Source organism: Salinimicrobium marinum, assembly GCF_014651535.1.
GTDB classification, from domain to species: Bacteria; Bacteroidota; Bacteroidia; order Flavobacteriales; family Flavobacteriaceae; genus Salinimicrobium; species Salinimicrobium marinum.
In genome coordinates this window covers 149,671-163,518 of the sequence record NZ_BMXB01000002.1, presented here as the reverse complement: position 1 = coordinate 163,518, position 13,848 = coordinate 149,671, and the positions used below count along the sequence as shown (strand labels likewise).

The window sequence follows — 13,848 nt, the reverse complement described above, 5'->3', positions numbered from 1 at the left end:
TTTCCAGAGAAAAAAATTATATTATTTTATATTTGTTTAAGTTCCACAGGAGCTTTATTAGAGTTTCTTATCGCAGGCATCTCCCAGAACCCCTTTAACATCGTATACCACAGAGTTTTTTGACTTTAGTAGAGAAAGATCCAAACTTAGAAATTCATTATGCGCTACTGTTAAAACAATAGCATCAAATTGTTCCTGGGGCAATGAATCGGTAGTTTTTAAATTGTATTCATGCAGAACTTCAACTGGATCTGCCCATGGATCATAAATCGTTACTTCTGTTCCATAATCATTCAAATGCTTTACAACATCTACTACCTTAGTATTTCTTACATCAGGACAATTTTCCTTAAAAGTAATTCCAAGGACCAATACTTTAGACCCCTTAACTTTAAGATCTTTTTTAAGCATTAATTTCACTATTTCACTGCTAACATACTGACCCATGCTATCATTCATCCGGCGACCTGCTAATATTATTTCTGGATGATATCCGATTTCCTGGGCTTTTTGAGCCAGATAATAAGGATCAACACCAATACAATGCCCTCCTACAAGACCAGGTTTGAATGGAAGAAAGTTCCATTTTGTTCCTGCTGCCTCCAATACAGCTTGGGTATCAATATCCAGCATATTGAATATTTTCGCCAACTCATTTACAAACGCAATATTTATATCCCTTTGAGAATTCTCAATTACTTTTGCTGCTTCAGCTACTTTTATTGTTGGAGCCAGATGCGTTCCCGCAGTTATGACAGAAGCATATAGTTCATCCACTTTCTTTCCTGTTTGAGGAGTAGAACCAGAAGTAACTTTCAGTATCTTATCAACTGTATGTTCTTTGTCCCCAGGATTAATCCTTTCGGGAGAATAACCAACATAAAAATCTTCATTAAATTTTAGACCGCTAGCTTTTTCAAGAACAGGTACACATTCATCTTCTGTCGCTCCCGGATAAACAGTAGACTCATAAATTACAATATCCCCTTTTTTCAAAACTTTACCTACAGTCTCACTACTCTTGTACAAAGGCGTTAAGACAGGGCGGTTATTTTTATCTACTGGAGTAGGTACCGTTATTACGTAATAATTACAATTTGATATATCATTCAGATCAGCTGAGCAATACAAGCCATTTTTATCTGAAGGCTCTTTCACCAGTACTTCCTGCAACACTTCATTTTCAACTTCTCTTGTGTGATCCTCCCCTCGCTGAAGCTCCTTTACCCTTTTTTCATTAATATCAAATCCCACTACGGGAAATTTAGTAGCGAATAGCCTCGCCAATGGTAGACCTACATATCCCAAGCCTATAACTGCAATTTTATTTATATCGTTCATTATATTATTTTCTCTCTGTACTTTTTTTAAAACTATAAATTTGTGTTACTCTATTTATGCTTAAATGTTATTTAAGATTCCCCCAATACCATTTAACTGCTTCTTTTAATCCATCTTCAATTTTGTATTGAGGATCATAGCCCAGCAGCTTTTTTGCTTTATCCACAGAGGCTAAGGAGTGGGGAATATCTCCGGGACGATTTGGTCCGTGTTTCACTTCAACTTTTGCAATTTCAGGGTCATATTCAGACAGATATTTTCTTAAGAGTTGTGTTAGCTCAACCAGATTTGTCCTGTCACCCACGGCCGTATTATAAACCTCATTTAATGCCTCATCATTTGAGGTCGTTAAAGCTAGCAGGTTCATTTGAATGACATTGTCAATATAGGTGAAATCCCTTGAATATGTCCCGTCACCATTAATAACCGGACTTTCATGATCCATAAACTGCATCACAAATTTTGGAATTACTGCTGCATAAGCTCCGTTAGGATCCTGCTTTCTTCCAAAAACATTAAAATACCTTAACCCTATGGTATCAATTCCATAAGTATTATGAAAAATATCAGCGTATAATTCATTTACATACTTAGTGATAGCATAAGGAGAAAGAGGTTTCCCAATTTCATCTTCAACTTTAGGAAGCGCTTCAGAGTCTCCATAGGTAGATGAACTTGCTGCATATACAAACCTTTTAACCCCTGCATCACGCGCAGCAACTAACATATTTAGAAAACCTGAAATGTTTACCTCATTACTGGTAATAGGATCATTTATTGAACGTGGTACAGAGCCTAGCGCAGCTTCATGAAGAACGTAATCCACACCGTTAACGGCCTTTTTACAATCCTCTAAATTTCTAATATCACCTTCTATCAAAGTGAAATTTGGATTAGTTTCAAAAGCTGCCAAATTCTCTCTTCTTCCGGTAGCAAAATTATCCAGGCAAACGACCTGACTATTTAGCTCAAGTAGCTTTTCACATAAATTGGAGCCTATGAACCCGGCGCCGCCTGTAATTAAAATTTTTTTTGAATCAAGCAATTCAAATTGTTTGCTGTTCATGTATGTTCTTTTGGTGATTAATTTTGCTCAAAGATATAATTTCAATTCATGTTTTTTCCTAATATCTTCTTAAAGCAATATAGACATAGATATTAAGAAAATTAAAAAGTTTTAAATAAAAAAAAACCCTTTGTAAAAAAAGCGAGAGACTGATTCAGCGAAAAAGAATATATTTTCTAATTCTCATACAGCATAAAAAAATTATTAGAAACTTTCCAATAACCTAATTTTCCAAGATGTTCACCCAACAAGCTTTTTTCCCAAACTGTCCCATCTTCAGGATACCTATCAATTATAAATATGGACGATAATTAATGAAAAAAATGACTTTTATCTCCATAGAAATACATTTGTATACCTCAAAGTCTAAGTGGACGTCCAAATATGCACCTGTCGATTTAATAGATTTAATTAAAGACACGGATTGATACTATTGAGTATGTGAATTCCTCCGAAATGAAAATTTGCCAAAATATTTCAAAAAGAATTCTCTGTCTCCCCCTTTATGAGAGTCTTCAAGTTTATGAAGTCCAGGAAATTTCCAAATTGATAAATCTGACTTTTTAATATTTGTTGAAAATTAAATTAAGATCCAGCTTCAGATGTAATTCTTTCTTTTAAGTAAGTTTCTAATGTTCTTTTGCCTCTGAGGAACTTTGTCGTTCCATTATTTTTCGTGCTGTAAAGGCGGGGTATTTGATCTGGAATTATTCCCACATAAAAAGGAACCCATCGGGTTATCTTTGCTATAATAAACATAAGGTGTTTCGACATTGGAATTGTGGGAATATGTTTGTCTTTAAAAAATTTAATTACTCGTATAATTTCAGGAAAGGAATATCCTGTAGGTCCGCATATGGTGATTTTTTCATTTGTTATCTCCTCTTCAAAGACAACATTATAAATGATGTCAGCTAAATCGTCCAAATGAATCGGATACAACTTTGTTGGGACACCTGCAGGATATAGTGACATGGGATTATCTATAATTCCTGAAATAAACTTTTCAACACCTTCTTTTTTGTTGCCTCCATAAACTTCTGCTGGCCTCAGGATTAACCATTTCTGAAAATTATTTTCGATATATTTTTCTGCAAAAAATTTTGTTACCCCGTACGCTCCGCTTTTTTTACCCGCTGTATTGGAACTGATAAATATAAATTTTGTAATTCCGCATTGAGTAGCCATTTTCACTAATTCCTTTGTAGCTTTTAAATTAATATTGAAGTATTTCTTTTCATTAAAAGAATGGGTAACAGCAGCTGCATGAATAATTACCGAACATTCTTTCAAATAAACTTCTATAGTATTTATATTCTGAATATCGCCTTTTATCAGCGTGACCTTTCCATTAGAATTTATATTTTCTGGATTTCTAGTCAGGCCGTAAATCTCATATTCATCCATGTTTATACGGTCTATCAGGGAGAGAATAATTTCAGAAGAAACCCCGGTGATGAAAATTTTCTTTTTCATCTTTTTAATCTGAATAAGATCATGTTCTTTAAAAATTCGAAAATAGATGAAAATTTCACGAAAGAAGTGCGGCCTTCGAGTTCAAGAAAATGAGTGGGAAACTCATGAAACTTGATATCCAATCTTGCAATGTTTAGCATAATTTCTGCATCGATAAACCAATCATCAGAAGTTAATTCCATATTATCATACACTTCCCGGGTAAAGATCTTGGGTTTGGAATTTACATCTCTGGAATTTACTTTGGGAAACAGAAGGGAGAAAATTTGGTTATACCCATTGGAAATTATTTGCCGATATTTGCCATCACCTCTCATTGTTCTATAAGTTTTTACCAACCCATAGGATGATGATTTAATTTTCTTAAAACATTTTTCAATGTTATCGATGGGAAATTGACTGTCGCCGTCAATTACACATAAATAATCACCTTTAGCCATTTTTAACCCTTCTCTCATGTCCCAGCCCATCATCCCTTTTTTAGGTTTGCAAACAGCTATAAAATCTTCATCCCTTTTAGCTATTTCCCTTACAATAGCTTCGGTTCTATCATCTGAACCTTCAAGATAATTACCTACTAAAATAATTTCGAAATCATCAGTTAGTTTTTCAGCTAAAACTTTGATATTGCCAGCCAATGGAATAATGCTCTCATTAGATCTATAACAAAGAATCACGATGGATAATTCAATATTTTTCTTCATTTGAACTGAGAAAACATTACGAGTGAATTTCGCGCTGGGGTTAAAGAACTGTACAGAGCTTATCTTCCAAATATATTAATTAAAGTGATTTCTTACGAGGAGAAAATTTGAAATTTTATTATACACTTCCATGGGAGTGCCTAAATTTACAAAAATATGCAGTGGGAGCTAATTTGCTCCTATAATTTCAATTAGATCAATATGTTCAAAACCAACTCTTTTTTATTTCTGAAAAAATTTAAAGTTCTCAGTATAATAATTTTCTTAACTGCCTTATTTTTCTTTTTTTTCGGAATTTTTTTTGGTCTGGATTTTACTGATAGTTTTTATCATCTAAATCATGCTTTATATCCTGTTAACGATGTTTTTCTATATCCTTTCCTGCTGAGCTCTGCACTTATTAAATCAATTGTTGATTTTACGGGGCCGGAGCTTATTAAGATAAGATTTATTAATTCTTCTCTTATATTTCTTTCAATGTTGATTCCTTTCCTAGTAGTAAGAATAACTAGGTCGAAGTGGAAAATACTATTTTATATATCCTGTACATTAATATTGTTAGCACCTTTTAATGTCAATATATTAAGCTATGATACTTTGACTATTTTCATAAATTCAGTAATATTTTCTATTACCATTCTTTACCTGAAGCACCCAAAATTTCATTTAATTATTACTTTGTCCCTCTTAAGTGGTATAGCAATTTTGATCAGGCTCCCTAACTTATTGTTGTTACCAATTTTAAGTGGGGTGATTGTTTTTCAGGAGAAAGTGATGAACCGGCGGAATATCGGACAAGTTTTGAAGCCCTTCTTTTTATACAATTGTTTTGCAGTTATTGCAGTTGTTGCAGGTTATTCTTACTATTATAATGATTGGAATGATTTTCAAGAAGCCTCTATGGGATCTATTTCACATGATACCAGGGGAATTGTATTTATGTATTTAAGAGACGCAACAAAACTCCTGTTATTTTGCCTCTTCATATTATGCAGCTTTTTCCTTTTTAGGAAACTCCGGAATAGAATTACAAGTTATTTGACATACGTCATATTAGGGCTTATTCATTTTGCTTTCCTAGCTAGTTTTGTTGTCTTTTCAGGCTATTCCTGGAATTATTTCTTATTCTTAACTGCTTTAGCTATTTCAATTGTCGGTATTCAGCTCTTTAATAATAGTAAAACCAGGTTTGAGCTAAAGCAAAAAATCCTATTCGTATTCTTGTTGTTTATTTTTATTCATCCATTTGGATCTAACACCGGTTTATTAAAAGCTGTCTCATTATTGTTACTATTGCCGTTCCTTTTAAGTTTAATCGATTTGCGGTTCAAGAAGTTTTGGTTGATTATAATTATTGTATTGGTGCCAATTTCTGTTGTTGAGAAAATTTACGGCACCTATGAAGATAAAAACATCTTAGATTTAAATATGTCTTTAAAAACCAATAAATTAAACCTTGTAAGAACGACTGAAACGCGGGCTGTTTACCTAAGAGACGTGGATGTTGTTGTAAGGGAATTGAAGGAAGATGGAGTTGAAATGTTTTTCTACGGAGACAAAAGCCATATTTTTCATTATTTATATCCCGCCACATCATTTGGCATCAAAGCATTTAATCAGCCGATGGAGGATTTGATCTTTTTACCGTGCATAGAGGATAAAGTGATTGATAAAACAAAAGTGGCTGTATTCCTAATGAATTCGTACCCTGAGTCTACAGAATCAATTGAAAATGTTGTAGAAAAGGAATTAATAAAAAAAGGGTTTAAAAAATCCCAAAAAGGATCTGTAGAATTCTTATTAAAAATAGAAGATCAAAATTTTAAATAATTGAAAGTGTGTCGTCCTAAAATAGATTGACAGTTTATTAATCCAGCAAGATAACCACTTCCACTTTTGGTATGGGAGTGTTCAATTTTAAAATTTAATAATGGCAATTTTTTAATTTTTAAAAAGATCAGGGAAGAAAACGCTAATTATTTAGTTTAAAACACAGTACTCTCCAAATGAACCAATTCAGTTTGAATTATTTTTTCCGTAGTTTGACCTGTTTCTGTATAGCCTTTAATGCGCTTTACTAACAGCTCCATGCCTTTACTTCCAATTTTTTCGGGAAATTGTTCAATGTAACTAATTGATGGGGAAAGGTGTGTTGCCAGTTCTTTACCTAAAAACCCTATTATCTTCAGGTCCTGTGGGATCTTTATACTATTTTCATGAGCTATACGGTAAGATAACATGGTACTTTCGAAGTCGGTACACACCAAAGCATCTACTTTATCTTCTAACAATAATTTCTCAGTTTTTTCTCGCAATACTTCAATTCTGGAAGAGTTAGCAATTAAAAAATCATCTTCATTCCTTAAAGCTTTTTTATACCCGGCAATTCTTAATTTTCCCAGACCCAGGTGATGAATAGAAGTAGCTAGACCAATCTTTTTAACACCCTTCGATAATAAAAGAGCCGTAGCCTCCTCCAGACTCTTCTCGTCATCTACTCCGATCTTATCCACCGGAATATCTAAATTGGTGCGATCATATAATACCAGAGGTATATTGTATTCTACCAAATTAATTAAATGATCATATTCTTTTTTTCTTTGGGTTTCTTCAGAAATAGCCACAAGAACACCATCTACGATTCCGGAAGTTAAAAGTTCTGCAATCTCTTTTTCTCTAGGCAGAGATTCATTGGAAATGTAAGTGATTACCTGCAAACCTTCCTGCTGTGCTTTAGCCTCAATTCCGGATAAAACTTTTGCGAAAAATGAGTTAGAGATATTCGGAATTATTACTCCAATCGTTCCGCTTTTGCTGCTTTTAAGGTTTACAGCAACCGGATTGGGCCGGTATTTATGTAAAGCTGCCAATTCTTTGACCCGCTCTATAGTCTTCTGACTAATCTCGGGACTGTCATTTAAAGCTTTTGAAACTGTGGAGACTGAAACATTGAGCAGCTTTGCCAGCTCTTTCAGGGTAATATTGTTTCTCATTTCTGAACGATTATAATATAAAAAATGCTAAGGTAGTTATCCCACCGGATAATTCCGAATGAAAATCTACCTCAAAAAATTTAATCAATTTGATTATCTTCAAATTTCCTTGGAATTAAAATATTATAAAGATACCTGAACTATGAAATTCTTCCAATCATACTGGTTTTACTTCCTTGCAGCCATTATTACTATTATTGGTTTAGTCACCGGCTGGTACTTTTTCTTTTTTCTGGTAATACCTTTTGGCTTATTCAATTTCGGCAAGAAAGATAAGGACGATTAAGCCAAGTTAAATTTATACTAAACACGGGCAGGCATTTGCACATCCTGCCATATCAGCGTAATTTAATCATTAAATTTAAATTGAGTTACAATGAAAGACAAAGGCACATTATCCCAAACCATTAATATCTTAAGACTGGAAGAAGGATATGAAGAGGATTTCAATCTATTAGATGAACGTCTTGAAATTAAATCAAGAAAAGAAGAATTCACAGTAAATGATTTTAATGTAGATAAAGTTTACAGATTTGAAGGGCCTTCAAATCCTTCCGATAATTCGATACTCTACGCCATTACCACCAACAATGGCAGAAAAGGTATTTTAGTAGACGGTTATGGATATTCTAGTGGCCAGATCTCTGATGAGATGCTTAAGAAACTGGACCTAAAGCAGAACAGGCCTATCACTGATTAAGGCCTTTTTTTTATTTGTTAAAACTCCAGAAGAATCTTAAATTACGTTACACCAAAAACAACTAAATAATAACTATGAGCTATTTAAATCTCGATAAAGAGAAAACCGGAAAAACAGTAGAAGAACTAAATATTTTACTAGCCGATTACCATTTATACTATCAAAAGCTAAGAAACTTTCACTGGAACATCATTGGACAAAATTTCTTTGATCTTCACGAAAAATTTGAAGAACTGTATGATGATGCTAAATTAAAGGTTGATGAAATCGCTGAACGTATTTTGACTCTGCGGTTTCAACCCACCAGCAATTACAGTGATTATCTTAAAAAATCTAATTTAAAAGAGTCTTCATCAGATCTTTCGGATGGCCAAATGGTAAGTATGCTTTTGGAGGATCATGGAAAAATCCTTCGACAGATGACGAAAGTTATTGAAACTGCAGATAAAAACGGAGATGAAGGTACAATTGACTTAATTGGTGCTTACATCAGGGAACTTGAAAAAACCAGCTGGATGTTGGATGCCTGGAAGATGAAAACTTCAGATAAACATAAGCCGGTATAAAACCCAGATAGTCACAGCAACCCTCAATGGAAAACGAATTTAATATCCAGGAATCTATTAATGGCTTATGGCAGAAATTAGCAGAATGGCTGGATTCCATTATCCTTGCCCTGCCAAATTTTATCCTGGCCATTCTGGTATTTGCAATATTCATTATTGCGTCAAAATACATTGGAAAATTTGTTGGAAAACTACTTTTTTATAAAGTAAGACAGGATTCAATTAGAGAGATTTCTGTCAAGATTATAAAAGTAGTTATTATAGCCATTGGCTTCTTTGTTGCATTAGGACTTTTAAATTTAAACACCATATTAACCTCGGTGCTTGCGGGTGCCGGGGTTGTTGGTTTAGCCATAGGGCTGGCCTTACAGGGAACCTTAAACAACACATTCTCCGGAATTATCCTTAGCTTTCTCCCAGAACTTCAAATCGGAGACTGGATAGAAAATGATGGCTATGCCGGGACTGTTGTCGAAATTAATCTGCGAAGCATCGTTCTTAAGGAAGCCGATAATAACTATGTGGTGATACCTAATTCACAATTAATAGATGCACCTTTCAAGAATTTTTCCCGCACGCCACGCTCCAGAGTAATGGTAGATTGCGGAGTGGCATACAACTCAGATCTTGAAATGGTTAAAAAACTCACCCTTGAAACTATTGAAAAAAGCTTTCCTCAAAATGCCAATGAAGAGGTAGAATTCATGTACAAAGAGTTTGGAGATAGTTCCATCAATTTTGTAGTAAGATTCTGGACCAACGTTACTAAAAACAGGGATATCCTGTTTGCCCGTAGCACCGCTATTATAGCCATCAAAAAAGCTTTTGACAAGCACGATATCAATATTCCATTCCCTATTAGAACTATTGATTTTACCAATAAGCTCGGACTTGAAAAACCTTCTGAAGAGAAGAACACAACAAATCTGTAGTATATTTTTTAGATCAATACCCACTTCAGAATTCAGTTTTAGGGCTCTTCTCCCCTATTCTTCAGAAGAATAAATTCTTTTTGATTTCACTTCTATGATCCTCTTCATTCGGTAACTTCTACAGTAGAGAGTCTTCAGAAACTGTGATCTAACATACCCTTTCTAGTCCGGGGCTTCTGAAATGAGTATTTCATTAGATAAAAAAGCAACATTTTCATCCTGTCTGTTTAGACTAATTAAAGAAAAAGCTCCGAAAAGATATTCTTTATGAATACCTACCTTCGGAGCTTACATGTGATTTATTAGATTTTCTTTTAGAAACTAAATCCGAAACCGAAGGAGAACCTCCAGCCTTCACTTCCTGTAAAGAAATTAAATTTCCCGCTTACGGCCTCGGCACTGTTTACCCAGAATCCACCCCCGTAGCTGTCATGCCAAACGTCACTGCCTTCTCCATCCAGCCAAACACGACCAATGTCGTAGCCTCCAAAAACGCCAATCTGAAATGGCAAAAACCTTGACTTAAACCTGTCAAAACTATAGCGGATATCTCCACCGGCTGCAAAAGCCTCTTCCCCTACAAAACGTTCGTGCCTGTAGCCACGCAATCCATTGTTTCCTCCCAATGTAGCAGCCTGATAGAATTCAAAATCGTCGCTGAAGTTTATCTCTGCCTGCACCCTCGTGTTCAGCACCCATTTTCGGTTACGGGTAAGGGCATTATAGAATTCCATATAGGGGTTTAAATATGCAAAAGAATTATCGGCATCTTCCACATTCATTTTCCCTCCTCCTGCTAATTTAAAATTCATCCCGTTTGTTGGATTAAGGACATCATCATAACTCTCGTAATTAAATGTTCCTTCAAGACCAGCAAAATACTTTCTCTCATAAAAGTCTGGATCAGTAGTAAATTCTTGAACTAAAAAACGATCTTCGGTTTCTTCCACCTTTATACCTTCAAAAGTAGCCATCAACTTATAATCCCTGCCAAATGGTGTTTCTCTCACAAGGCCTGCCTCTACTCCAACTTCACTTATCCTGGTGCGATTGTAATCTAGTGACAATTCATCATCGGGATTATAGGTTTCATTTCCAAATCCGAAGAAGTTCCTTGTGGTTTTAGGACTAGAATAATAAGCTCCCACACCAAAATTATAGTTTCTTATTACATTTGCAAACTCTCCTTCGTATCTGACTTCAAATCCATTTGTAGCGAAAAAATATCCGGCGCTCACACTGTGTCTGGCTGTAAAAGGGTTTCTTTCAAATCCGTTAATGGTATATGTATTTTTCAGTCCCAGAATAACTCCATTATCCGGGTTGAATCCTACTGAAGGTAACAGGCTGCTTGAGGTAAAAATCTTTCGGTCCTTGTCGTACACATTGATTTGGTAATCATCGGTAAGTTTAATTTTGGCTCCGTTATTTTTCTCAATAGTATTAGGCAAAGTTTTATGATCATATATTCTGACTTTATTTCCATTGGTGATATTATAAATATCATTGTTCTGCCCCCCAATGATTCTCACAAGAATTTCCCCTCTCCCGGGTCCATCTACATAAAATTCGTCATCATCATCCAAGCCATAGATCCAGATTTCGTCTGTCTCATCAGGAAAATATATCTTTTCACTTAAAACATCTTCCCGTTCCCCTCCTTTATTCCTGGTAATCTTCACCTTTGTACTACCATCTTCCAGGCGGGTAACATCAATAAAATCATCTTTATCTGTTCCGGTCACAATAGCTAATCCCGCCAGGTGCTCATAATACCTCATTGAAATATCTACGATATTATCCCGCCTGCCTTTTAACTTCTTGATTAGATTCTGAGTTATATCTCCCTGGGCCTCTTTTGGCATTTCTGCAAAGGCCTGCTCAATAACTTCATCTGTTACATGCTCCTGTACAAATTGTGCCTGTTCCAGCCAGGTATCTTTTCCTACATTTTGAAGCAGCGATCGATCTAACCCGATTGCTGCTGTATTAAACCATTCAATATCATTAATATCTTCTCCATAAACAGCAAATTGATTTGCAAAACCAAGCAGTCCGCGGAGAGATCCAAAGAGTGCTCCGTCAAAATTAGAGAAAACCTGATCCCTGTCTCTGGGTATAGGTTCAAAGGTTCGGTTTCCTTCTTCATCTTCAATTTCCGCCCATCGCCATTGGTCATTATGCCTGTCCCAGTCACCGATAAGCATATCAAAAATCCTTGCTTTCACATAAGAAGCTTCATTAAGAGTATATTTTTCATCTCTTCTTAGTCTTTCAAACATGCCAGACGTACTTTGGATATCATGATTTGGAGAACCAAAACTTTTATAATTTAACCAGTTTTCTTCGGGACGCTCTTCAATCATATAAATCTCTCCTCCATGTTCTGCATTATATTTCCCCAGCTTCGGTTGCTTCGGAAGAAAATATAATTCCGGATTTGTATGCAGGACCCCAATGGCATCTGCCAGGGTAGGAATGGTTAAAAAAGCAAAAGGATGTGAGGAGGTATAGAAATCCTCAATGACTTCCTCAGCAAGTGTATTCTCAAATTGTTCGGTAACAGGCTTGTTTTTAAACGCTACCGTTTGAAGAAATTGAACTGCATCCTTTCTAAGCATCCTGAAATTGTACTCACGGTCCAGACTATCCTTCACCCTTACAGAATTGGTTTGGTGACCACCTCCTTTTCTCATGGGTTCCAGCCCTCCATACAGCGTATCAAGATCTGCTATCCTTACTTCTACTTCTGTACTGTATAATTCCCTGTATCGATCTCCCCATATACTCTCGTAAATGTCACTCTTCTCGTTTTCTTCAGGTTCATAAACTGTAGCTTTCACAGTCCTCGGAAAATTGGTAGACAAAGTATCTATATTAAAAACTTCCGGCTTCTTAAAAATCTCTTTTTGATAAAGCAGCTTTGGCTTTTTGTCCTCACTTCCATAGAAACTGGCCCAGGAGGAGCCATCTTTAAAAATGTCAAGAACGGCAAAACCCTGACCCGAATATGCAAACAATCCATTATCTCGAAGCCCCACGAAAGAAGCTTTGGAAGCAGATCCTGAAACGATCTGTTTAATATAATCCTCCTCTATATATTGTAATGAATGATCATGGCCTGATACAAATACAACATTACCCCATTTTCCCGCAATCGTTTCCAGGCGCTGTCTCATATATTTATACCGTTCATTTTGGGTATCTGTAGAAGAAACTCCACCAGTAGTTCTGAAAAGAGTCACCAGGGAACCTAGAATAGGTAATGGAATTTTTCTTTGCGTGGGATACAAGTGGTTATTAAAATGGAAATTTCCTCCATGAAGACCATTAGTATACAGAGGATGATGAATGGCAAAAACCACTGTTTTATTCTGATTTTTCTTGAGTTCAGATTCTACTTCAAGGAACATAGCTTCCCGGGTTTTGATTTCGGGGCAATTATCGTTGATTTTAGGATTATCATCCCAATCTTCAAGATACCATTGAGAATCTACAACCAGTAGCTGGATGTCCTCAGAAATATCTATACTTTGCAAAGCACAACCAGCTTTTGGAGCAAAAATATCATCCCTTTCCAGCTTTTTTTGCAGATAATCTTCTTGCCGTTTCAGTCCAATCAGGCCTTGATTATACCAGTCGTGATTTCCAGGCATAAAAAGAATTTTTCCGTCGTAATTCTCAACGGCATCGATCTGGGCATCCAGACGATATTCAGAATTTTCTCTGTTGGGATCACCTTCTGCTTCCAACCCTTCAGGATAAATGTTATCTCCCAGAAACAACGTATAATTTCCGATCTGCTTTACCGAATCTATATAGGTTTTAAACGCCAGCAAACCTTCAGAACTTCCTCCCGGAACAGAATATCCGCCATCACCCAGAAGATAAAATGATCTTTCTATTTCTTTGTCTACGGGATAAGCAAAATCTTCTTTAGATTCTCCTTCCTTGTAATACGATTTCTGCAAGCTTGAACAGCCGGAAAATAAGGCGCAAATAAGAGTTGTTAGAAATATGTTATTTTTTTTCATACAAATTGATTGGGGATTTTTTTTTGTAATTTGGCT

Annotated in this window: 10 protein-coding genes; 4 read left to right on the top strand and 6 right to left on the bottom strand. The window is 35.6% G+C overall.

Annotated elements, in window-relative coordinates; translation table 11 throughout:
- Positions 1-57: 57 nt before the first annotated feature.
- From IE056_RS04685 to IE056_RS04670, 4 genes are all read right to left on the bottom strand, one after another.
- On the bottom strand, positions 58-1,341 hold the full coding sequence (locus IE056_RS04685) for a nucleotide sugar dehydrogenase (RefSeq protein WP_189603530.1): 1,284 nt from the start codon (positions 1,339-1,341) through the stop codon (positions 58-60).
- 67 nt (positions 1,342-1,408) lie between these two features.
- Positions 1,409-2,407, bottom strand: coding sequence for an SDR family oxidoreductase (locus IE056_RS04680; protein WP_189603529.1), 999 nt, complete (start codon positions 2,405-2,407; stop codon positions 1,409-1,411).
- Positions 2,408-2,992: 585 nt separating this feature from the next.
- A complete protein-coding gene (locus tag IE056_RS04675) occupies positions 2,993-3,883 on the bottom strand; it encodes an NAD-dependent epimerase/dehydratase family protein (RefSeq protein WP_189603528.1) in 891 nt (296 codons plus the stop codon).
- The gene (locus IE056_RS04670) at positions 3,880-4,587 is read right to left on the bottom strand and encodes a glycosyltransferase family 2 protein (protein WP_189603527.1); all 708 of its coding nucleotides are present in this window, start codon (positions 4,585-4,587) and stop codon (positions 3,880-3,882) included. The genes IE056_RS04675 and IE056_RS04670 overlap by 4 nt, the downstream gene beginning before the upstream one ends.
- Before the next feature lie 201 nt (positions 4,588-4,788).
- Between IE056_RS04670 and IE056_RS04665 the strand changes: the two genes are divergently transcribed.
- The gene (locus IE056_RS04665) at positions 4,789-6,417 is read left to right on the top strand and encodes a hypothetical protein (protein WP_189603526.1); all 1,629 of its coding nucleotides are present in this window, start codon (positions 4,789-4,791) and stop codon (positions 6,415-6,417) included.
- A gap of 155 nt (positions 6,418-6,572) precedes the next feature.
- Here IE056_RS04665 and IE056_RS04660 read toward each other — a convergent pair whose 3' ends face one another.
- On the bottom strand, positions 6,573-7,580 hold the full coding sequence (locus IE056_RS04660; RefSeq protein WP_189603525.1) for a LacI family DNA-binding transcriptional regulator: 1,008 nt from the start codon (positions 7,578-7,580) through the stop codon (positions 6,573-6,575).
- Positions 7,581-7,956: 376 nt separating this feature from the next.
- On the opposite strand from IE056_RS04660, the gene IE056_RS04655 reads away from it, so the two are divergent.
- The 3 genes from IE056_RS04655 (at position 7,957) to IE056_RS04645 (ending at position 9,778) form a co-directional block, all read left to right on the top strand.
- The gene (locus IE056_RS04655; protein ID WP_189603524.1) at positions 7,957-8,280 is read left to right on the top strand and encodes a phosphoribosylpyrophosphate synthetase; all 324 of its coding nucleotides are present in this window, start codon (positions 7,957-7,959) and stop codon (positions 8,278-8,280) included.
- A 74-nt stretch (positions 8,281-8,354) separates the two neighbouring features.
- On the top strand, positions 8,355-8,846 hold the full coding sequence (locus tag IE056_RS04650; protein WP_189603523.1) for a Dps family protein: 492 nt from the start codon (positions 8,355-8,357) through the stop codon (positions 8,844-8,846).
- 26 nt (positions 8,847-8,872) lie between these two features.
- On the top strand, positions 8,873-9,778 hold the full coding sequence (locus IE056_RS04645; RefSeq protein WP_189603522.1) for a mechanosensitive ion channel family protein: 906 nt from the start codon (positions 8,873-8,875) through the stop codon (positions 9,776-9,778).
- Positions 9,779-10,092: 314 nt separating this feature from the next.
- On the opposite strand, the gene IE056_RS04640 is transcribed toward IE056_RS04645, so the two are convergent.
- Complete coding sequence (locus IE056_RS04640) at positions 10,093-13,812, bottom strand: metallophosphoesterase (protein ID WP_189603521.1); 3,720 nt, start codon at positions 13,810-13,812, stop codon at positions 10,093-10,095.
- Between the last annotated feature and the right edge of the window lie 36 nt (positions 13,813-13,848).

What these genes read in the sequence shown, in the direction of transcription:
- IE056_RS04685 (WP_189603530.1), bottom strand. Translation starts at nt 1,341, where the DNA reads ATGAACGATATAAATAAAATTGCAGTTATAGGCTTGGGATATGTAGGT.
- IE056_RS04655 (WP_189603524.1), top strand. Translation starts at nt 7,957, where the DNA reads ATGAAAGACAAAGGCACATTATCCCAAACCATTAATATCTTAAGACTG.
- IE056_RS04650 (WP_189603523.1), top strand. Translation starts at nt 8,355, where the DNA reads ATGAGCTATTTAAATCTCGATAAAGAGAAAACCGGAAAAACAGTAGAA.
- IE056_RS04645 (WP_189603522.1), top strand. Translation starts at nt 8,873, where the DNA reads ATGGAAAACGAATTTAATATCCAGGAATCTATTAATGGCTTATGGCAG.
- IE056_RS04660 (WP_189603525.1), bottom strand. Translation starts at nt 7,580, where the DNA reads ATGAGAAACAATATTACCCTGAAAGAGCTGGCAAAGCTGCTCAATGTT.
- IE056_RS04665 (WP_189603526.1), top strand. Translation starts at nt 4,789, where the DNA reads ATGTTCAAAACCAACTCTTTTTTATTTCTGAAAAAATTTAAAGTTCTC.
- IE056_RS04640 (WP_189603521.1), bottom strand. Translation starts at nt 13,812, where the DNA reads ATGAAAAAAAATAACATATTTCTAACAACTCTTATTTGCGCCTTATTT.
- IE056_RS04680 (WP_189603529.1), bottom strand. Translation starts at nt 2,407, where the DNA reads ATGAACAGCAAACAATTTGAATTGCTTGATTCAAAAAAAATTTTAATT.
- IE056_RS04670 (WP_189603527.1), bottom strand. Translation starts at nt 4,587, where the DNA reads ATGAAGAAAAATATTGAATTATCCATCGTGATTCTTTGTTATAGATCT.
- IE056_RS04675 (WP_189603528.1), bottom strand. Translation starts at nt 3,883, where the DNA reads ATGAAAAAGAAAATTTTCATCACCGGGGTTTCTTCTGAAATTATTCTC.